Genomic DNA, 15,324 nt, shown 5'->3' with positions numbered 1-15,324 from the left:
TGCTAGGCAGTAGGGCGGCGTTTAAGGGTGGTGCGGCGGTCGTGATACGCGACCGCTAATCCGCTGCCCATAATCAGGGCGCTGCCCACCCACACCCAGAGGTCGGGCATTTCCCCCCAAAACCACCAGCCGAGAAGCACTGCCCAAAGCATCGCCGTGTAATCAAACGGGGCGGCAATGGCGGCTGGGGCGTACCGAAACGCCAGGGTAATAAAGGCGGTCGCCGCAACGCCGAAGATTCCAGAAGTGAAAAAACCGACCCAGTGCCAGGGCTGGGGGGGTTGCCATACCCATGGCAGCGTTAAGCCGGTTACCACGAGTGGCACAAAAGTCATATAAAACAGCATTGCCCATAGGTGTTCACGAGCGCCGTAGCGCCGTGCGGTGATCATCATCAAGGCATAAAAAAGCGCGGCCGCCACGAGTACCAAAGCGCCCATTTGAAATGCATCGCCGTTAGGACGAACCACGATCAGCACTCCTGCAAAGCCCACTAATGAAGCGATGAGCACCGGTGGATCGATTCGCTCTCCCAGTAGTGGCACCGAGAGTAACGTTACGAATAGTGGTGCCACAAAAGCGATTGCCGTGGCTTCTGCAAGTGGTAACAGCGTTAAACCCCATACAAAACAGACCATGGTGGCGGTATAGATTAACCCACGCAGAAAATGAACGCCCGGACGCTTCGTGCGTAGCTTACGTAAACCACCGGCAAAATGAGCAAGCAGCGCAATCATCGGCAAGGAGACTAAAGCGCGGAAGAAAATAATCTGCAGCGGCGAGTGTGTCTCGCCTAACCATTTGGAAACGGCGTCCCCCAGGGCAAGAAAAAGAACGCCCATACACATGCAGAGTATGCCCTTCAGCGAGGTGGTCACCGCTATCTCCTTAGTTGTTGTCAGCCGGTAATCGTCAATTGCTTAAAAGCAAAAACCCCGCCCAATAGCGAGTGGCGGGGTGAGACGCACCTGGGTCAGCGCTTGAAACAACGCCAGCTTAACTAGCTTACAAGCTGGCGTTAACGACCATACAGTCCATCCCCTGGGAGTGCAGTTCGCGACACGCTTGGCGGGCGCGCTGCTCATCCAACGCCATTAAGCGGGCGCGGTAAACCGGGTTCTGACCCTCTACAGTGTCAATGGCCACACGGCCACCTAAATTTTGTGCAATACGCTGAGCCGCCTGCTGCGCCAATTGCCGTGCCTGAGCCTCCTGGCTAAAGGCGCCTACCTGAACTCCCCAACCGCCGCCTATTTCATTGACGGAAGCAAGCTGACGTTCGCGCTCAATAAAGGCCTTCAATGGGTCGGCCTGGGGCATCTCGCTTGCAGGCGTGGGGCGCTGAACGCTGGTTATATCGGCCAACTGTTCTTCAAGATCCACGACGGGCGCTGAAGCGGCAGTGTTCGCGGAGGGCGAAAGCGTGGTCGTTTCCACGACGGCCAACAGCGGCTGACGCGGTTCAGGTGTGGGTGGGGAAACCGGCTGGGCGGGAGGGGCAAAAGCCATAAACTCTTGTGAAAAGGCGGTGTCGGCCACCCAGCTACGTTGATCACGTAGTGAAGCTCGCAAGAAGCTGCGGTCTAGCAAATTGGCCATATGGGTATCACGCGACTGAGATGAAAAACCGCCCATCACCACTGCCACTAATCGCCGATTACCGCGCACTGCGGTGGTCGCCACATTAAAACCAGACGCTCTAATAAATCCGGTTTTCAGCCCATCAGCGCCAGGATAATCACGCACCAGACGGTTGTGGCTGGTATGCCGTGTACCGCGATAGGTAAATTCCTGGAGACCAAAATAGTGGTAGTACTGCGGAAAATCCTGCATTACGCGTACTGAGAGCGTCAACATATCCCGTGCGGTGGTTACTTGGCCGTCATCAGGCAAGCCAGAGGCATTGCGGAAGGTGGTCGCGTGCATGCCGAGCTCGCGCGCCTTGGTGGTCATCATCTGTGCAAAACGCGCTTCGCTACCGCCCAGTGCTTCGGCAACCACCGCGGCAACATCATTAGCCGAGCGAACCGCTAGCGCACGTATGGCCGTATCGACGGGGATAGAACTACCTGCAGCAAGCCAGAGCTTTACGGCTGGCTTTGCTGCTGCAAAACGGGAAACCGGCAAGGGCTGGTCTAAACGCAGCGTGCCCGCTTCCAGCGCTTCAAAGGTCAAATACAGGGTCATCATTTTGGTCAGCGAGGCAGGATAACGCTGATCGTCAATATTTTCAGCGTAGAGGACTTCGCCATTATCCAAATCCACCACAATGCCTGCATAGCGTGGATTGTCGGCGTGAGCACTGGAGACCATTGCCAGCACAAGCAGCAAAACCATACTCAGTGACCATACCGTTGATGCACCGCCAACGGCGATCTGTTTTACCCTCGCATACATACCTGCCCCTTGCTTGTTATCAACGTACTGTGACTGATCCATGGCCTAACTACCATGCCATACTCAAGGTGCAACGCAAGGCTTTCCCTGCTCTGCACGGCCATGCTAGGTACTTTTAATAATAAGTTGAGTATATACGGAGTTAGGCTTAGAAAAAGAGAAGTTACATGCGTATCAAAAGAAGATAAATATATGCCATAAAAAAACCGACCCACTGAGGGGTCGGTTTTCGATTGCTTCTAAAGAAACCTAGCGCAGAGGATTACTCTTCTGCAGCAGCTTCTTCAACAACCGGACGATCAACTAGCTCAACGAACGCCATAGGCGCGTTGTCGCCGGTGCGGAAACCGCACTTAAGAATACGGACGTAACCGCCCGGACGCTCGGCATAACGCGGACCTAGTTCGTTGAACAGTTTGCCGACGGCTTCTTTAGAGCGCGTGCGGGCAAATGCCAAACGACGGTTTGCAACGCTATCCTGCTTAGACAAGGTGATCAGCGGCTCGATAACGCGACGCAGCTCCTTGGCTTTAGGCAGGGTTGTCTTAATGACTTCATGCTCGACCAGCGAGACAGACATGTTCTTGAACATGGCCTGACGATGCGAGCTGGTGCGATTCAGATGACGACCACTCTTACGATGACGCATGGTTGTAATTCCTTACCAAACTGGGACTCAAGTCGACGCTCACGCGGAGGCTTTGTCGTCCTTCAGGCTTGCCGGTGGCCAATTTTCCAACCGCATGCCAAGGGACAAGCCGCGAGCCGCCAATACGTCTTTGATTTCATTCAAAGATTTCTTACCGAGATTCGGTGTCTTCAACAGCTCAACTTCTGTGCGCTGGATAAGATCACCGATGTAATAAATATTCTCGGCTTTTAGGCAGTTCGCGCTGCGAACGGTCAACTCAAGATCGTCTACGGGGCGCAATAGAATTGGATCAACATGATCCTCTTCCTCTTCGACTTCCTGTTCTTTATCAGCTTCCAGGTCGACGAAGGCGGCCAGCTGCTCTTGCAGGATGGTCGCACTGCGACGGATAGCCTCTTCCGGATCCAGGGTACCGTCGGTTTCCAGATCGATAATTAACTTATCGAGGTCGGTGCGCTGCTCTACGCGAGCGGCTTCAACCGAGTAGGAAACACGGCGGACAGGGCTGAAGGTGGCATCCAGCTGCAGGCGGCCAATGGCACGCGTCTCTTCATCAGAGCCACGCGCGTCAGCCGGTTCGTAGCCACGACCCAGCGCTACCTTAAGCTGAATTTTCAGCTCGGCACCTTCATTGACATGAGCAATGATGTGGTCCGGGTTGACGATTTCGACGCTATGATCAAGCGCAATGTCGCCAGCGGTGACGACGGCTGGGCCCTGCTTGTTCAGCGTGAGCACCGCCTCATCGCGGCTGTGCATCTTGATCGCAACATCTTTCAAGTTCAGGAGGATTTCAATGACATCTTCCTGCACCCCTTCGAGCGCACTGTATTCATGCTCGACGCCAGCAATTTCAGCCTCTACCACGGCACAGCCGGGCATAGACGAAAGCAGAATGCGACGCAGTGCATTCCCCAGGGTGTGACCAAAGCCACGCTCGAACGGTTCGAGCACGATTTTGGCGTGATGTGCGCTGATTTCTTCGACCTTGATGTCGCGAGGACGTAGAAACTCTGTCACTGAACGCTGCATATGAACACCTTTCAGGCTGCCAAACGGATACTTGGTACTCGGTACGACCTGGCGCGGGCGTTACACCCGCACCAGATAGACAAGAAACAGAAAACTGCTTACTTGGAGTACAGCTCGACGATCAGGTTTTCGTTGATGTCGGCAGACAGGTCACCGCGTTCAGGCAGAGCCTTGAAAGTGCCTTCCATCTTCTTGGCGTCGATTTCGATCCAAGCGATATCGCCACGGTTGGCCGCAATGGACAACGCGCTTTGAATACGTGCTTGGTTTTTCGCCTTTTCGCGAATGGAAACAACGTCACCTGGCTTCACTTGATAGGAAGCTACGTTAACGGTGCGGCCGTTCACGGAAATCGCCTTGTGGCTGACCAGCTGACGCGCTTCAGAGCGAGTCGAGCCGAAGCCCATGCGGTAGACGACGTTATCCAGTCGGGATTCGAGCAACTGCAACAATACTTCACCAGTCGCGCCTTTCAGGCGAGCGGCTTCTTTGTAGTAGTTACGGAACTGTTTTTCGAGTACGCCATACATGCGACGTACTTTTTGCTTCTCGCGAAGCTGCAAGCCGTAGTCTGAAAGACGTTGACGACGCTGGCCGTGTACACCCGGGATCTGCTCGGATTTACACTTTTTCTCGAAGGGAGTAACACCGCTCTTCAAAAAGAGGTCGGTGCCTTCACGACGAGACAGTTTGCACTTCGGTCCAATATAACGAGCCATGAATCTGTCTCCTTAAACGCGGCGTTTCTTCGGCGGACGGCAGCCATTATGGGGAATGGGCGTCGCGTCTACGATGCTTTGCACGCGGAAGCCGGCGGCATTCAGTGCGCGCACGGCGGATTCACGACCGGGTCCTGGACCTTTAACCAGTACGTCTACGTTCTTCACACCATACTCGGCTGCAGCAGTTGCTGCACGTTCGCTTGCCACTTGAGCAGCGAACGGGGTGCTCTTGCGAGAACCACGAAAACCCGAACCACCGGCAGTCGCCCAAGAAAGAGCGTTGCCCTGGCGGTCTGTGATCGTCACGATCGTGTTGTTAAAAGAGGCATGGATATGCGCAATCGCATCCACTACCTGCTTTTTAACCTTTTTACGGTTACTACGCGGGTTAGCCATGTTGATGTCTATTCCTGTCTTTACGCCAGAACGTGCGTGTTATTTGCGGATCGGCTTACGCGGGCCCTTACGGGTGCGCGCGTTAGTCTTAGTCCGCTGACCACGCAGCGGAAGACTACGACGATGACGCAGACCACGGTAGCAGCCTAAGTCCATGAGACGCTTAATGTTAAGCGTGACATCACGACGAAGGTCGCCTTCTACGGTGTACTTGCCAACTTCAGAACGCAGGGTGTCGACTTCTTCAGAAGACAGGTCCTGGATCTTGGCATTCATGGCAATACCGGCTGCTGCACAGATGTGCTCAGCACGGGTACGGCCAATCCCGAAGATATAGGTCAGCGAGATCGCCGCATGCTTGTTGTCCGGGATATTGACGCCTGCAATACGGGCCATCAGCTTACTCCGAAATTTGAGCGGCTTGCTCGTTTATTCATCTACAAAAGGCGCAACAGCATACCCCTTTTAGCGCCCTAAGGCAAGGGGTATGCTGGCACCGCTTAATACAACCCAGGGGGATTAACCCTGGCGTTGTTTGTGCCGTGGTTCGCTGCAGATGACGCGGACAGCGCCATTACGACGAATGATCTTGCAGTTACGGCACATTTTCTTTACGGAAGCTCGAACTTTCATCGATCTTTCTCCAAAAACCGGCTCGCGGCACGCCCCCTTCACTAACTTAATAGGGGTGGGCGGCGCCTCAGCGCATGATACCGCCGCTACCGTAGCCTTTCAGGTTGGACTTCTTCATCACTGAGTCATACTGATGCGACATGAGATGCGATTGCACCTGGGCCATGAAGTCCATGATGACCACGACTACGATTAACAACGAGGTACCGCCGAAGAAAAACGGCACGTTCCACGCCACAATCAAGAACTGGGGCATCAAGGAAACCGCAGTGATATACAAGGCACCGAACAGGGTCAGACGTGTCATGACCTTGTCGATATAGCGAGCGGTCTGCTCGCCGGGGCGAATGCCCGGCAGGAAAGCGCCTGACTTTTTAAGATTGTCAGCCACATCCTTGGGGTTGAAGACCAGCGCTGTGTAAAAGAAGCAGAAGAATACCACTGCCGCCGCGAAAAGCAAGATGTAAAGCGGTTGACCTGGGCCTAATGCCTGAGATGCACGCTGCAACCACTCCATACCTTCACCGGCACCTACCCACTGACCAATAGAGGCCGGAAAGAGCAGAATACTGGAGGCAAAAATCGCCGGAATAACGCCGGCCATATTAACCTTCAAAGGCAGGTAGCTACTTTGCCCTGCATACATCTTATTGCCCACTTGCCGCCTTGGGTAGTTAACCTTGAGACGGCGTTGGCCGCGCTCAATGAAGACCACAAAGGCGACAGTCGCAATACCTAACACTGACAGCGCTAACAGCGGCAGAACATTCCAGGCCCCTTCATTACGGGCAAGCTCGAAGGCTTGGCCCACGGCACTGGGCAGTCCAGCGACAATACCGGCGAAAATCAACAGCGAAATACCGTTGCCGATCCCCTTCTCGGTAATCTGCTCACCTAGCCACATCATAAACACCGCACCCGACACAAACGTAATCACGGCGGTGAAATAGAAGCTGAAGTCAGCAGTGTACGCGATGCCTTGGCTAGCCAGACCGACGGACATGCCGGTAGCCTGGACAAACGCCAGTATCACCGTGCCGTAGCGGGTGTACTGACTAATCTTGCGGCGGCCAGCCTCACCCTCTTTCTTGAGCTGCTCAAGATGAGGGGAGACCGCAGTCATGAGCTGCATGATAATCGACGCCGATATATAGGGCATGATACCCAGGGCGAGAACACTCATGCGCTCCAGGGCGCCACCCGAGAACATGTTAAACATGCCCAGGATGGTGCCCTGTTGCTCCCTAAACAAGGCAGCAAGCTGGTCAGGATTGATACCGGGAACGGGAATGTGGGCACCAATACGGTACACCACGATGGCGAGGAGCACGAAGCGCAAACGCGCCCACAGTTCACTCAGACCGCTGCCCATCGCCGGCATTTTTCCTGACTTGGCCATTTAGTCCTCTACCTTGCCGCCAGCAGCTTCGATCGCTTCACGGGCACCTTTGGTGACCTTGATTCCGCGAACGATAACCGCTGTTTTCAATTCGCCAGAAAGGATGATCTTCGCGTGTAGCGTAGAGTCCTTCAGCACGTTGGCTTCTTTCAAAGATGCCATGGTGACTTCACCACCGGCAACTTTAGCAAGTTCTGCCAGGCGTACTTCTTCAGAGACCAGCGACTTTGCAGACGTAAAACCGAATTTCGGCAAACGACGCTGCAAAGGCATCTGACCGCCTTCGAAACCGGGCTTAACACTGCCGCCACTACGTGATTTCTGACCTTTGTGACCACGGCCACCGGTCTTACCAAGACCGGAACCGATGCCACGACCCACACGCTTTGCAGCGTGTTTGGAGCCCGGAGCCGGGCTTAGGTTATTGAGTTTCATGGATTACTCTCCCTCAACGCGCACAAGGTAAGTTACCTTGTGGATCATGCCGCGTACGGCAGGGGTGTCTTCCAGTTCAACCGTATGACCGATGCGACGCAGGCCCAAGCCTTTCATAGTAGCCTTGTGCTTGGGCATAATGCCGATGGTGCTGCGGATCTGGGTAACCTTGATCGTTGCTGCCATGGTGCCTTACCCCGTGATCGCTTCGACAGACAGACCGCGCTTAGCGGCAATGTCTTCCGGTGCTTGCATGGCGGAGAGACCTTTAACAGTCGCTCGAACCACGTTAACCGGGTTGGTGGAACCGTAGCACTTGGCCAGTACGTCGTGGACACCGGCAAGCTCTAGTACAGAGCGCATGGCGCCACCGGCGATGATGCCGGTACCTTCGGAAGCCGGCTGCATGTACACCTTTGAAGCACCGTGACGGGCTTTTACCGGGTACTGCAGCGTTTGGCCAGCGAGGTTCACCTTGACCATGTTGCGACGAGCTTGATCCATCGCTTTCTGGATTGCGACAGGCACTTCACGCGCCTTGCCACGACCGAAACCGACACGACCTTTACCATCACCAACGACGGTCAGTGCGGTGAAGCCGAAAATACGACCACCCTTGACCACCTTGGCGACGCGGTTGACCTGCACTAACTTCTCTTGCAGATCACCGCTTTGCTGTTCGTTCTTCGCCATCGTAAAACCCTTTAGAATTCCAGGCCGCCTTCACGTGCGGCGTCGGCCAGCGCCTTGACGCGGCCGTGATACTTAAAGCCAGCACGGTCGAAGGCCACCTGGGTGATGCCTGCTTCTTTAGCGCGTTCGGCAATCAGTGCACCTACTTTAGAGGCGGCCTCTGAGTTACCGGTCGCACCCTCGCGCAGTGCTTTGTCCAGCGTAGAAGCACTGGCTAGCACTTTGCCACCATCCGGCGAGATAATCTGCGCATAGATGTGACGCGGGGTACGGTTGACGCACAGGCGATACACGCCCAGCTCGCGGATCTTGGCGCGAGCGCGGCGGGCACGACGGAGACGAGATTCTTTCTTCGCGTTCATAACCCTGCCTTACTTCTTCTTGGCTTCTTTGCGACGCACCTGCTCGTCGGCGTACCGTACACCCTTGCCTTTATACGGCTCGGGCGGACGGAAAGCGCGGATTTCCGCGGCGCACTGACCGAGCTGCTGCTTGTTCGCGCTTTTCAGCACGATCACGGTGTTCTTCGGCGTTTCCGCTGAGACACCTTCAGGCAGTTCGTAGTCGACCGGGTGCGAGAAGCCCAGTGAAAGATTGAGCGTCTGGCCCTTAGCTTGGGCACGATAACCGACGCCAACAATTTCGAGGGTTCGTGTGAAGCCCTCGGATACGCCCGTTACCAGGTTCTGAACTAAGGCGCGGGTAGTACCGGCCATTGCCCAGCTCTTGGCAGACTCACTCGGGGCGAAGGTCAGCTGACCATCTTCTTGACCAATCACCACATCTGGGTGAATGGTCATCGATAGTGTGCCTTGGCCGCCTTTGGCGGTCAGCTGGTCAGCATTGATTTTAATCTCAACACTGGCAGGCACTTTAACCGGATATTTCGCTATGCGGGACATTCCAGCCTCCTAGAATACGGTGCAGATGACTTCGCCACCGACACCCGCTTGGCGCGCGGCACGATCGGTCATGACACCCGTTGACGTGGTGACAATCGCGATACCGAGACCATCGGCGACCTTAGGCAAGTTGTCCTTACCCATGTAACGGCGCAGGGACGGCTTGGAAACCCGCTGAATATGCTCAATGACCGGCTTACCCTCAAAGTACTTGAGAGTGATGGTTAGCTCAGGCTTAACACCTTCGGCAACCGTAAAGTCGGCAATGTAGCCTTCTTCCTTTAGCACTCGGGCCACTTGTACTTTCAGCTTGGAGGACGGCATGGTAGCCGTCTCCTTGGTGGCCATCTGCGCATTGCGGATACGCGTAAACATATCCGCCAGAGTGTCTTGCATGCTCATTTAATGTGCGCTCCTGATGATACTACGTGGCGTTACCAACTGGACTTTTTAAGACCAGGAACGTCGCCACGCATGGCGGCTTCACGCAGCTTGTTACGGCCGAGGCCGAACTTGTTGTAAAAACCGTGCGGACGACCGGTGATACGGCAGCGGTTACGCTGACGTACCGGGCTTGAGTCACGCGGCAATTGCTGCAGCTTCAGCGTCGCCTCGAAGCGGTCTTCCTCAGACGTGTTCACATCCGAGATGATTTTCTTAAGCTCAGCGCGCTTGGTGGCATACTTTGCCACCAGCTGCGTACGCTTAAGCTCACGCTCTATCATACTTTTCTTAGCCATGATCCAACCCTTATTTCTTGAAGGGGAAGTTCAGCGCGGTTAGCAGCGCACGACCTTCCTCGTCGGTTTTGGCGGTAGTAGTGATAGTGACGTCCAACCCCCGGATACGATCGATCTTATCATACTCGATCTCCGGGAAGATGATCTGCTCACGCACACCCATGGAGTAATTGCCGCGACCGTCAAAAGACTTCGGGTTAAGACCACGGAAGTCACGCACGCGGGGAATCGCGATGTAAACCAAGCGGTCCAGGAAGTCCCACATGCGCTCAGCGCGCAGGGTCACCTTAATCCCGATTGGCCAACCTTCACGTACCTTAAAGCCCGCGATGGACTTACGTGCCTTGGTCACCAACGGTTTTTGACCAGAGAGTTTCTCTAGATCGCCGATGGCATTGTCAATCAACTTTTTATCGTTGACTGCTTCGCCGATACCCATGTTCAGAGTCACTTTCGTGATCCGGGGTACCTGCATAACGTTGGCATAGCTGAACTCTTCTTTGAGTTGAGCTGCTACCTCGTTTTGATAACGTTCTTTCAAGTTCGCCATTTTGCTACCCGACTCGCGTTAGGCGTCGATCTGCGTCTGCGTCGACTTGTAGATACGTACCTTGGTACCGTCTTCCTTTACTTGGAAGCCGACGCGATCCGCCTTACCGGTCTCCGAATTGAAGATGGCTACGTTGGACGCGTGAATCGGAGCCTCACGCTCGACGATACCGCCCTGATTTCCCGCCATGGGATTTGGCTTGGTGTGACGTTTAATCATGTTCACACCGGACACCAAGAAACGGTTTTCTAATACCCGCTTAACGGTGCCACGTTTGCCTTTATCCTTCCCGGCGATGACGATGACTTCATCGTCACGTTTGATCTTTTGCATATCCGCCTCGCTCCTTACAGCACTTCAGGCGCTAAGGAAATGATCTTCATGAACTTTTCATTACGAAGTTCACGAGTCACCGGCCCAAAAATACGGGTACCGATGGGCTGTTCGTTGGTGTTATTCAACAAAACTGCCGCATTTCCATCGAAACGGATGAGCGAACCGTCGGGACGACGGACGCCACTACGGGTCCGGACCACGACCGCTTTTAGCACCTGGCCTTTTTTGACCTTGCCACGCGGAATCGCTTCCTTAACCGTGACCTTGATGATATCACCAACGCGAGCATAACGACGGTGTGAACCGCCTAACACCTTGATGCACTGCACCCGGCGCGCTCCGCTGTTGTCGGCGACATCCAGCATTGTCTGAGTCTGAATCATCGGTTTTCTCCAAACCTAATCTGACTGCACTGATTGACAAGCCTTGGGATTAACCCTTGGCGTGTTCAACCACCTCGACCAGCGTCCAAGCTTTTTTCTTGGAAAGCGGACGGCACTCCTGAATGGAAACCGTATCGCCTGCCTTAGCCTGGTTCGCCTCATCATGGGCGTGCAGCTTGGTGGAGCGCTTAACGTATTTTCCGTAGATCGGGTGACGCTCGCGCCGCTCGATCATAACGACGATGGACTTGTCCATCTTATCGCTCACCACTTTACCGGTGAGCGTACGCTTTGTGTTTTCTTCGGCCATCTCAATCACCTGCCTTCTCGTTGAGCAAAGTCTTAACGCGGGCGATATCCCGGCGGACCTGCTTGAGCAGATGAGTCTGGCTCAGTTGGCCAGTGGCCTTCTGCATGCGCAGGTTAAACTGCTCGCGGAGGAGTTCGAGGAGTTGCTCCTGGAGCTCTCCTGCGGACTTTTCACGAATTTCCTGGGCTTTCATCACATCACCGTCCGTTTCGCAAAGGTGGTGGATAAGGGCATTTTCTGTGCGGCAAGCTCAAACGCTTCACGAGCGAGCTCTTCCGACACGCCTTCAATTTCATACAGGACCCGACCCGGTTGGATCTGGGCAACCCAGTACTCAACAGAACCTTTACCTTTACCCATACGAACTTCGAGCGGCTTCTTGGAGATCGGCTTATCAGGGAAGACGCGGATCCAAATCTTACCGCCACGTTTTACGTGACGTGTGATCGCACGACGGCCTGCTTCGATCTGACGCGCAGTGATGCGGCCGCGACCAGTAGCTTTAAGGCCGTATTCCCCGAAGCTGATCTTGCTTCCGCGATGCGCCAGGCCACGGTTGCGGCCTTTCATCATCTTGCGGAATTTCATACGCTTGGGCTGTAACATCGACTCGCTCTCCCCTTACCTGGAACCTTTCTTCTTGGGCGCGTTGCCGGCAGGCTGTTTGGCCTTGGCACGTACTTCCTCGATACCGCCGAGGATTTCACCCTTGAAGATCCACACTTTGACGCCGATAACGCCGTAGGTGGTGTGAGCTTCGTAAGTGGCGTAGTCGATATCCGCACGCAACGTGTGCAGCGGAACGCGACCTTCGCGGTACCATTCGGTACGTGCGATTTCAGCGCCACCAAGACGACCTGACAGCTGAATTTTGATGCCACCAGCGCCAAGACGCATTGCGTTCTGTACCGCGCGCTTCATAGCACGACGGAACATCACGCGACGCTCAAGCTGACCCGCTACGTTAGCAGCGACTAGCTTGGCATCCAGCTCCGGCTTGCGAACTTCTTCGATGTTCACATGCACGGGAACACCCATCATCTGGGTGAGATCGCGACGTAAACGGTCGACATCTTCACCTTTCTTACCAATCACGATACCCGGACGGGCAGTGTGAATGGTGATGCGGGCATTGTTCGCCGGACGCTCGATGTGGATGCGGCTAACAGAGGCGCTTTTAAGACGCTCTTCCAGGAAGCTACGCACTTCGAGATCGTTATTGAGCTTATCGGCGTAAGCGCCGCGCTCAGCATACCAGACAGAAGCATGGTCTTTGACGATGCCCAGTCGAATGCCTGTTGGATTGACTTTCTGACCCATCGGTCGACTCCTACTTCTCGGCTACCTTGACGGTGATGTGGCACGTGCGCTTCAAGATACGATCCGCACGCCCCTTGGCACGCGGCTTGATACGCTTGAGCGTCATGCCCTCATCGACGCAGATGGTCGAGACACGCAGCTCGTCAATATCCATGCCGTTATTTTCTTCCGCATTCGCAATCGCGGATTGCAGCACCTTCTTAACCAGCTTGGCAGCCTTCTTCGGTGAGAAGGTCAGCAGGTCGAGTGCCTCGGCGACAGGTTTACCGCGCACCTGGTCAGCCACCAAACGGGCCTTCTGGGCGGATAAACGAGCGCCAAGCAGCTTAGCTGTGACTTCCATCTCTCAATCCTCTCTGGCTTACCGTTTGGCTTTTTTATCCGCCGCATGCCCGCGATAAGTGCGAGTAGCAGCGAATTCGCCCAATTTGTGGCCAACCATTTCCTCGGAGACGTGCACCGGGACGTGTTGGCGACCATTATGGACCGCGATAGTGAGGCCTACCATATTGGGCAGGATCATAGAACGACGCGACCAAGTCTTGATCGGTTTGCGATCGTTCTTCTCCACTGCAGCCTCTACCTTCTTCAAAAGATGAAGGTCAATGAAGGGACCTTTCTTTAGTGAACGTGGCACAGCCGTTACCTCTTAATGTCTTGGCAATTTAGATCAACGCGTCTTGTTACGACGACGAATGATCAGCTTGTCGGTGCGCTTGTTCTTACGCGTCTTGTGACCCTTAGTCGGCACGCCCCATGGGGATACCGGGTGACGACCACCACTGGTGCGGCCTTCGCCACCACCGTGCGGGTGATCGACTGGGTTCATCGCGACACCGCGAACAGTCGGACGCACGCCTCTCCAGCGCTTCGCACCGGCCTTGCCAAGTTGACGCAGGCTGTGCTCAGAGTTGCTCACTTCACCCAAGGTCGCGCGGCACTCGGCCAACACTTTACGCATTTCGCCAGAGCGAAGACGCAGGGTGGCATAGTTACCTTCACGAGCAACCAGCTGGGCGCTTGTACCGGCACTGCGAGCAATCTGCGCACCTTTACCCGGCTTGAGTTCGATGCAGTGCACCGTAGAACCCAACGGGACGTTACGCAGCGGCAAGGCATTGCCTTTTTTGATTGACGCGTTAACACCAGATTCCAGCACGTCACCCGCGCTGACACCTTTCGGTGCAATGATGTAACGACGCTCACCATCGGCATACTTCAGCAGTGCAATGTGCGCACTGCGGTTGGGATCGTGCTCCAGGCGCTCAACGGTGGCAGGAATGCCATCTTTGGTGCGCTTGAAATCGATCAACCGATAGTGGTGACGATGACCACCGCCCACGTGGCGGGTGGTGATACGACCGTAGTTATTCCGGCCGCCGGACTTGGACTGTTTTTCCAAAAGCGGTGCATAAGCACGGCCTTTAAACAGTTCCTCGCCAACGATCTTGACGACGTGGCGACGACCGGCGGAAGTGGGTTTGGTCTTGACGATTGCCATTATCCGTACTCCTGCCCTTATTCGGCGCCAGAGAAGTCTTCGAGCGTTTCACCCGCAGCCAGGGTCACATACGCTTTGCGGTAACCCTTACGCAGGCCAACGCCGTTCGCAGTACGCTTTGTTTTGCCCTTCATGTTCAGAACCTGAACACTACCGACCTTTTTGCCGAAGAGTGCTTCAACGGCTTTTTTGATCTCGGGCTTGGTAGCATCAGATGCCACCTTGAAAACGTACTGGTTGCGCTCGGCTGCCATTGCGGCCTTTTCGGTCACGTGCGGCCCAAGCAGAACCTTAAATACGCGTTCCTGGTTCATGCCAGCTTCTCCTCGAATTTACGCAGGGCGGAGACGGTAATCAGGACCTTATCAAAGGCTACCAGGCTTACCGGGTCAGCTGCCGCGACATCCACCACGTCAACGTGGGGAAGGTTGCGTGCGGCCAAATAAAGCTTCTCGTCAATTTCTTCAGTGACGATCAACACTTTTTCAAGGTTGAGCTCTTTTAGCTTGGCAGCTACCTGCTTGGTCTTAGGCGCATCGACGACGAACTCTTCAATCGCGACTAAACGCTCTTGACGTACCAGCTCTGACAAGATGGAGCGCATCGCTGCACGGTACATCTTGCGGTTAACCTTCTGGGTGTAGTCTTGCGGACGCGCCGCGAAGGTTACGCCACCACTACGCCATAGCGGAGAGCGGATGGTACCGGCACGTGCACGACCGGTGCCTTTCTGACGCCACGGCTTTTTACCACCGCCACGAACGTCGGAACGACTCTTTTGTGCGCGGGTTCCCTGACGACCAGCCGCCAAATAGGCAGTGACAACCTGGTGAACGAGCGCTTCGTTGAATTCTTTGCCAAAAGTGGCGTCGGCTACTTCAACGGTACCCGCGCCTGCAGCAAGATTCAGATTCATTGGTAAT

Annotated in this window: 28 protein-coding genes; all 28 read right to left on the bottom strand. The window is 54.9% G+C overall.

Annotated elements, in window-relative coordinates; all coding sequences use genetic code 11:
- Positions 1 to 2: 2 nt before the first annotated feature.
- A complete protein-coding gene (locus tag ACXUPB_RS00790; RefSeq protein ID WP_472954852.1) occupies positions 3 to 878 on the bottom strand; it encodes a DMT family transporter in 876 nt (291 codons plus the stop codon).
- A gap of 127 nt (positions 879 to 1,005) precedes the next feature.
- Complete coding sequence (locus ACXUPB_RS00785) at positions 1,006 to 2,337, bottom strand: SPOR domain-containing protein (RefSeq protein ID WP_472956643.1); 1,332 nt, start codon at positions 2,335 to 2,337, stop codon at positions 1,006 to 1,008.
- Positions 2,338 to 2,659: 322 nt separating this feature from the next.
- A complete protein-coding gene (gene rplQ / locus ACXUPB_RS00780; protein ID WP_008959150.1) occupies positions 2,660 to 3,046 on the bottom strand; it encodes a 50S ribosomal protein L17 in 387 nt (128 codons plus the stop codon).
- 39 nt (positions 3,047 to 3,085) lie between these two features.
- Positions 3,086 to 4,081, bottom strand: coding sequence for a DNA-directed RNA polymerase subunit alpha (locus tag ACXUPB_RS00775; protein WP_008959151.1), 996 nt, complete (start codon positions 4,079 to 4,081; stop codon positions 3,086 to 3,088).
- Between the two features lie 98 nt (positions 4,082 to 4,179).
- The gene (gene rpsD, locus ACXUPB_RS00770) at positions 4,180 to 4,800 is read right to left on the bottom strand and encodes a 30S ribosomal protein S4 (RefSeq protein ID WP_008959152.1); all 621 of its coding nucleotides are present in this window, start codon (positions 4,798 to 4,800) and stop codon (positions 4,180 to 4,182) included.
- 12 nt (positions 4,801 to 4,812) lie between these two features.
- Complete coding sequence (rpsK, locus tag ACXUPB_RS00765; RefSeq protein WP_007111985.1) at positions 4,813 to 5,199, bottom strand: 30S ribosomal protein S11; 387 nt, start codon at positions 5,197 to 5,199, stop codon at positions 4,813 to 4,815.
- Between the two features lie 39 nt (positions 5,200 to 5,238).
- Positions 5,239 to 5,595 carry a 30S ribosomal protein S13 gene (rpsM, locus tag ACXUPB_RS00760; protein ID WP_007111986.1) on the bottom strand — a complete coding sequence of 119 codons (357 nt, stop codon included), beginning with the start codon at positions 5,593 to 5,595 and terminating at the stop codon, positions 5,239 to 5,241.
- A 123-nt stretch (positions 5,596 to 5,718) separates the two neighbouring features.
- Positions 5,719 to 5,832 carry a 50S ribosomal protein L36 gene (rpmJ, locus tag ACXUPB_RS00755; RefSeq protein WP_008959154.1) on the bottom strand — a complete coding sequence of 38 codons (114 nt, stop codon included), beginning with the start codon at positions 5,830 to 5,832 and terminating at the stop codon, positions 5,719 to 5,721.
- A 67-nt stretch (positions 5,833 to 5,899) separates the two neighbouring features.
- Positions 5,900 to 7,231: a preprotein translocase subunit SecY gene (gene secY, locus ACXUPB_RS00750; RefSeq protein WP_317508339.1), complete on the bottom strand. Its 1,332-nt coding sequence runs from the start codon at positions 7,229 to 7,231 to the stop codon at positions 5,900 to 5,902.
- A complete protein-coding gene (rplO, locus tag ACXUPB_RS00745; protein ID WP_472954847.1) occupies positions 7,232 to 7,666 on the bottom strand; it encodes a 50S ribosomal protein L15 in 435 nt (144 codons plus the stop codon).
- A gap of 3 nt (positions 7,667 to 7,669) precedes the next feature.
- A complete protein-coding gene (gene rpmD / locus ACXUPB_RS00740) occupies positions 7,670 to 7,852 on the bottom strand; it encodes a 50S ribosomal protein L30 (protein ID WP_008959157.1) in 183 nt (60 codons plus the stop codon).
- A 6-nt stretch (positions 7,853 to 7,858) separates the two neighbouring features.
- Entirely contained in the window at positions 7,859 to 8,359 is a 501-nt protein-coding gene (gene rpsE, locus ACXUPB_RS00735; RefSeq protein WP_035564030.1) for a 30S ribosomal protein S5, read from the bottom strand.
- Between the two features lie 11 nt (positions 8,360 to 8,370).
- Positions 8,371 to 8,721: a 50S ribosomal protein L18 gene (gene rplR / locus ACXUPB_RS00730; RefSeq protein WP_018917724.1), complete on the bottom strand. Its 351-nt coding sequence runs from the start codon at positions 8,719 to 8,721 to the stop codon at positions 8,371 to 8,373.
- 9 nt (positions 8,722 to 8,730) lie between these two features.
- Positions 8,731 to 9,261: a 50S ribosomal protein L6 gene (gene rplF / locus ACXUPB_RS00725; RefSeq protein WP_035564027.1), complete on the bottom strand. Its 531-nt coding sequence runs from the start codon at positions 9,259 to 9,261 to the stop codon at positions 8,731 to 8,733.
- 9 nt (positions 9,262 to 9,270) lie between these two features.
- The gene (gene rpsH / locus ACXUPB_RS00720) at positions 9,271 to 9,663 is read right to left on the bottom strand and encodes a 30S ribosomal protein S8 (RefSeq protein ID WP_008959161.1); all 393 of its coding nucleotides are present in this window, start codon (positions 9,661 to 9,663) and stop codon (positions 9,271 to 9,273) included.
- 32 nt (positions 9,664 to 9,695) lie between these two features.
- Positions 9,696 to 10,001, bottom strand: coding sequence for a 30S ribosomal protein S14 (gene rpsN, locus ACXUPB_RS00715; protein WP_008959162.1), 306 nt, complete (start codon positions 9,999 to 10,001; stop codon positions 9,696 to 9,698).
- Positions 10,002 to 10,011: 10 nt separating this feature from the next.
- Positions 10,012 to 10,551, bottom strand: coding sequence for a 50S ribosomal protein L5 (rplE, locus tag ACXUPB_RS00710; RefSeq protein ID WP_007111995.1), 540 nt, complete (start codon positions 10,549 to 10,551; stop codon positions 10,012 to 10,014).
- Between the two features lie 18 nt (positions 10,552 to 10,569).
- Positions 10,570 to 10,884, bottom strand: a complete 315-nt coding sequence (gene rplX, locus ACXUPB_RS00705) for a 50S ribosomal protein L24 (protein WP_007111996.1) — start codon at positions 10,882 to 10,884, stop codon at positions 10,570 to 10,572.
- A 14-nt stretch (positions 10,885 to 10,898) separates the two neighbouring features.
- Positions 10,899 to 11,270 carry a 50S ribosomal protein L14 gene (gene rplN / locus ACXUPB_RS00700; protein WP_008959163.1) on the bottom strand — a complete coding sequence of 124 codons (372 nt, stop codon included), beginning with the start codon at positions 11,268 to 11,270 and terminating at the stop codon, positions 10,899 to 10,901.
- A gap of 49 nt (positions 11,271 to 11,319) precedes the next feature.
- Positions 11,320 to 11,580, bottom strand: a complete 261-nt coding sequence (gene rpsQ, locus ACXUPB_RS00695) for a 30S ribosomal protein S17 (RefSeq protein ID WP_007111998.1) — start codon at positions 11,578 to 11,580, stop codon at positions 11,320 to 11,322.
- 1 nt (position 11,581) lies between these two features.
- The gene (rpmC, locus tag ACXUPB_RS00690) at positions 11,582 to 11,773 is read right to left on the bottom strand and encodes a 50S ribosomal protein L29 (RefSeq protein WP_007111999.1); all 192 of its coding nucleotides are present in this window, start codon (positions 11,771 to 11,773) and stop codon (positions 11,582 to 11,584) included.
- Positions 11,773 to 12,186, bottom strand: a complete 414-nt coding sequence (rplP, locus tag ACXUPB_RS00685; RefSeq protein WP_007112000.1) for a 50S ribosomal protein L16 — start codon at positions 12,184 to 12,186, stop codon at positions 11,773 to 11,775. The genes rpmC and rplP overlap by 1 nt, the downstream gene beginning before the upstream one ends.
- Before the next feature lie 15 nt (positions 12,187 to 12,201).
- Positions 12,202 to 12,900, bottom strand: coding sequence for a 30S ribosomal protein S3 (gene rpsC, locus ACXUPB_RS00680; protein WP_008959164.1), 699 nt, complete (start codon positions 12,898 to 12,900; stop codon positions 12,202 to 12,204).
- A gap of 10 nt (positions 12,901 to 12,910) precedes the next feature.
- Positions 12,911 to 13,243, bottom strand: coding sequence for a 50S ribosomal protein L22 (gene rplV, locus ACXUPB_RS00675; RefSeq protein WP_007112002.1), 333 nt, complete (start codon positions 13,241 to 13,243; stop codon positions 12,911 to 12,913).
- Between the two features lie 18 nt (positions 13,244 to 13,261).
- Positions 13,262 to 13,537 carry a 30S ribosomal protein S19 gene (gene rpsS, locus ACXUPB_RS00670; protein ID WP_009098993.1) on the bottom strand — a complete coding sequence of 92 codons (276 nt, stop codon included), beginning with the start codon at positions 13,535 to 13,537 and terminating at the stop codon, positions 13,262 to 13,264.
- Positions 13,538 to 13,570: 33 nt separating this feature from the next.
- Positions 13,571 to 14,401 (bottom strand): 50S ribosomal protein L2, encoded by an 831-nt coding sequence (gene rplB / locus ACXUPB_RS00665; protein ID WP_008959166.1) that lies wholly within the window; start codon positions 14,399 to 14,401, stop codon positions 13,571 to 13,573.
- A gap of 17 nt (positions 14,402 to 14,418) precedes the next feature.
- Entirely contained in the window at positions 14,419 to 14,715 is a 297-nt protein-coding gene (gene rplW, locus ACXUPB_RS00660; RefSeq protein WP_008959167.1) for a 50S ribosomal protein L23, read from the bottom strand.
- Complete coding sequence (gene rplD / locus ACXUPB_RS00655; protein ID WP_008959168.1) at positions 14,712 to 15,317, bottom strand: 50S ribosomal protein L4; 606 nt, start codon at positions 15,315 to 15,317, stop codon at positions 14,712 to 14,714. Before rplD ends, rplW begins: the two co-directional genes overlap by 4 nt.
- Between the last annotated feature and the right edge of the window lie 7 nt (positions 15,318 to 15,324).

It is taken from the genome of Vreelandella sp. DA03-1M, assembly GCF_055725665.1.
Note: the sequence above shows the minus strand (reverse complement) of the source record. Positions and strands in the feature narration are given on the sequence as shown.

Bases quoted from the DNA above. Each gene is read 5' to 3' on its own strand.
- rpsQ (WP_007111998.1), bottom strand. From the start codon at position 11,580: ATGGCCGAAGAAAACACAAAGCGTACGCTCACCGGTAAAGTGGTGAGC.
- rpsD (WP_008959152.1), bottom strand. From the start codon at position 4,800: ATGGCTCGTTATATTGGACCGAAGTGCAAACTGTCTCGTCGTGAAGGC.
- rplW (WP_008959167.1), bottom strand. From the start codon at position 14,715: ATGAACCAGGAACGCGTATTTAAGGTTCTGCTTGGGCCGCACGTGACC.
- secY (WP_317508339.1), bottom strand. From the start codon at position 7,231: ATGGCCAAGTCAGGAAAAATGCCGGCGATGGGCAGCGGTCTGAGTGAA.
- rplX (WP_007111996.1), bottom strand. From the start codon at position 10,884: ATGCAAAAGATCAAACGTGACGATGAAGTCATCGTCATCGCCGGGAAG.
- rplQ (WP_008959150.1), bottom strand. From the start codon at position 3,046: ATGCGTCATCGTAAGAGTGGTCGTCATCTGAATCGCACCAGCTCGCAT.
- rplR (WP_018917724.1), bottom strand. From the start codon at position 8,721: ATGAACGCGAAGAAAGAATCTCGTCTCCGTCGTGCCCGCCGCGCTCGC.
- rplE (WP_007111995.1), bottom strand. From the start codon at position 10,551: ATGGCGAACTTGAAAGAACGTTATCAAAACGAGGTAGCAGCTCAACTC.
- rplV (WP_007112002.1), bottom strand. From the start codon at position 13,243: ATGGAAGTCACAGCTAAGCTGCTTGGCGCTCGTTTATCCGCCCAGAAG.
- rpmC (WP_007111999.1), bottom strand. From the start codon at position 11,773: ATGAAAGCCCAGGAAATTCGTGAAAAGTCCGCAGGAGAGCTCCAGGAG.
- rpsM (WP_007111986.1), bottom strand. From the start codon at position 5,595: ATGGCCCGTATTGCAGGCGTCAATATCCCGGACAACAAGCATGCGGCG.
- rpmD (WP_008959157.1), bottom strand. From the start codon at position 7,852: ATGGCAGCAACGATCAAGGTTACCCAGATCCGCAGCACCATCGGCATT.
- rplB (WP_008959166.1), bottom strand. From the start codon at position 14,401: ATGGCAATCGTCAAGACCAAACCCACTTCCGCCGGTCGTCGCCACGTC.
- rpsK (WP_007111985.1), bottom strand. From the start codon at position 5,199: ATGGCTAACCCGCGTAGTAACCGTAAAAAGGTTAAAAAGCAGGTAGTG.
- rpmJ (WP_008959154.1), bottom strand. From the start codon at position 5,832: ATGAAAGTTCGAGCTTCCGTAAAGAAAATGTGCCGTAACTGCAAGATC.
- ACXUPB_RS00775 (WP_008959151.1), bottom strand. From the start codon at position 4,081: ATGCAGCGTTCAGTGACAGAGTTTCTACGTCCTCGCGACATCAAGGTC.
- rpsN (WP_008959162.1), bottom strand. From the start codon at position 10,001: ATGGCTAAGAAAAGTATGATAGAGCGTGAGCTTAAGCGTACGCAGCTG.
- rpsH (WP_008959161.1), bottom strand. From the start codon at position 9,663: ATGAGCATGCAAGACACTCTGGCGGATATGTTTACGCGTATCCGCAAT.
- rpsE (WP_035564030.1), bottom strand. From the start codon at position 8,359: ATGGCGAAGAACGAACAGCAAAGCGGTGATCTGCAAGAGAAGTTAGTG.
- ACXUPB_RS00785 (WP_472956643.1), bottom strand. From the start codon at position 2,337: ATGGTTTTGCTGCTTGTGCTGGCAATGGTCTCCAGTGCTCACGCCGAC.
- rplD (WP_008959168.1), bottom strand. From the start codon at position 15,317: ATGAATCTGAATCTTGCTGCAGGCGCGGGTACCGTTGAAGTAGCCGAC.
- rplP (WP_007112000.1), bottom strand. From the start codon at position 12,186: ATGTTACAGCCCAAGCGTATGAAATTCCGCAAGATGATGAAAGGCCGC.
- rplN (WP_008959163.1), bottom strand. From the start codon at position 11,270: ATGATTCAGACTCAGACAATGCTGGATGTCGCCGACAACAGCGGAGCG.
- rplO (WP_472954847.1), bottom strand. From the start codon at position 7,666: ATGAAACTCAATAACCTAAGCCCGGCTCCGGGCTCCAAACACGCTGCA.
- rplF (WP_035564027.1), bottom strand. From the start codon at position 9,261: ATGTCCCGCATAGCGAAATATCCGGTTAAAGTGCCTGCCAGTGTTGAG.
- rpsC (WP_008959164.1), bottom strand. From the start codon at position 12,900: ATGGGTCAGAAAGTCAATCCAACAGGCATTCGACTGGGCATCGTCAAA.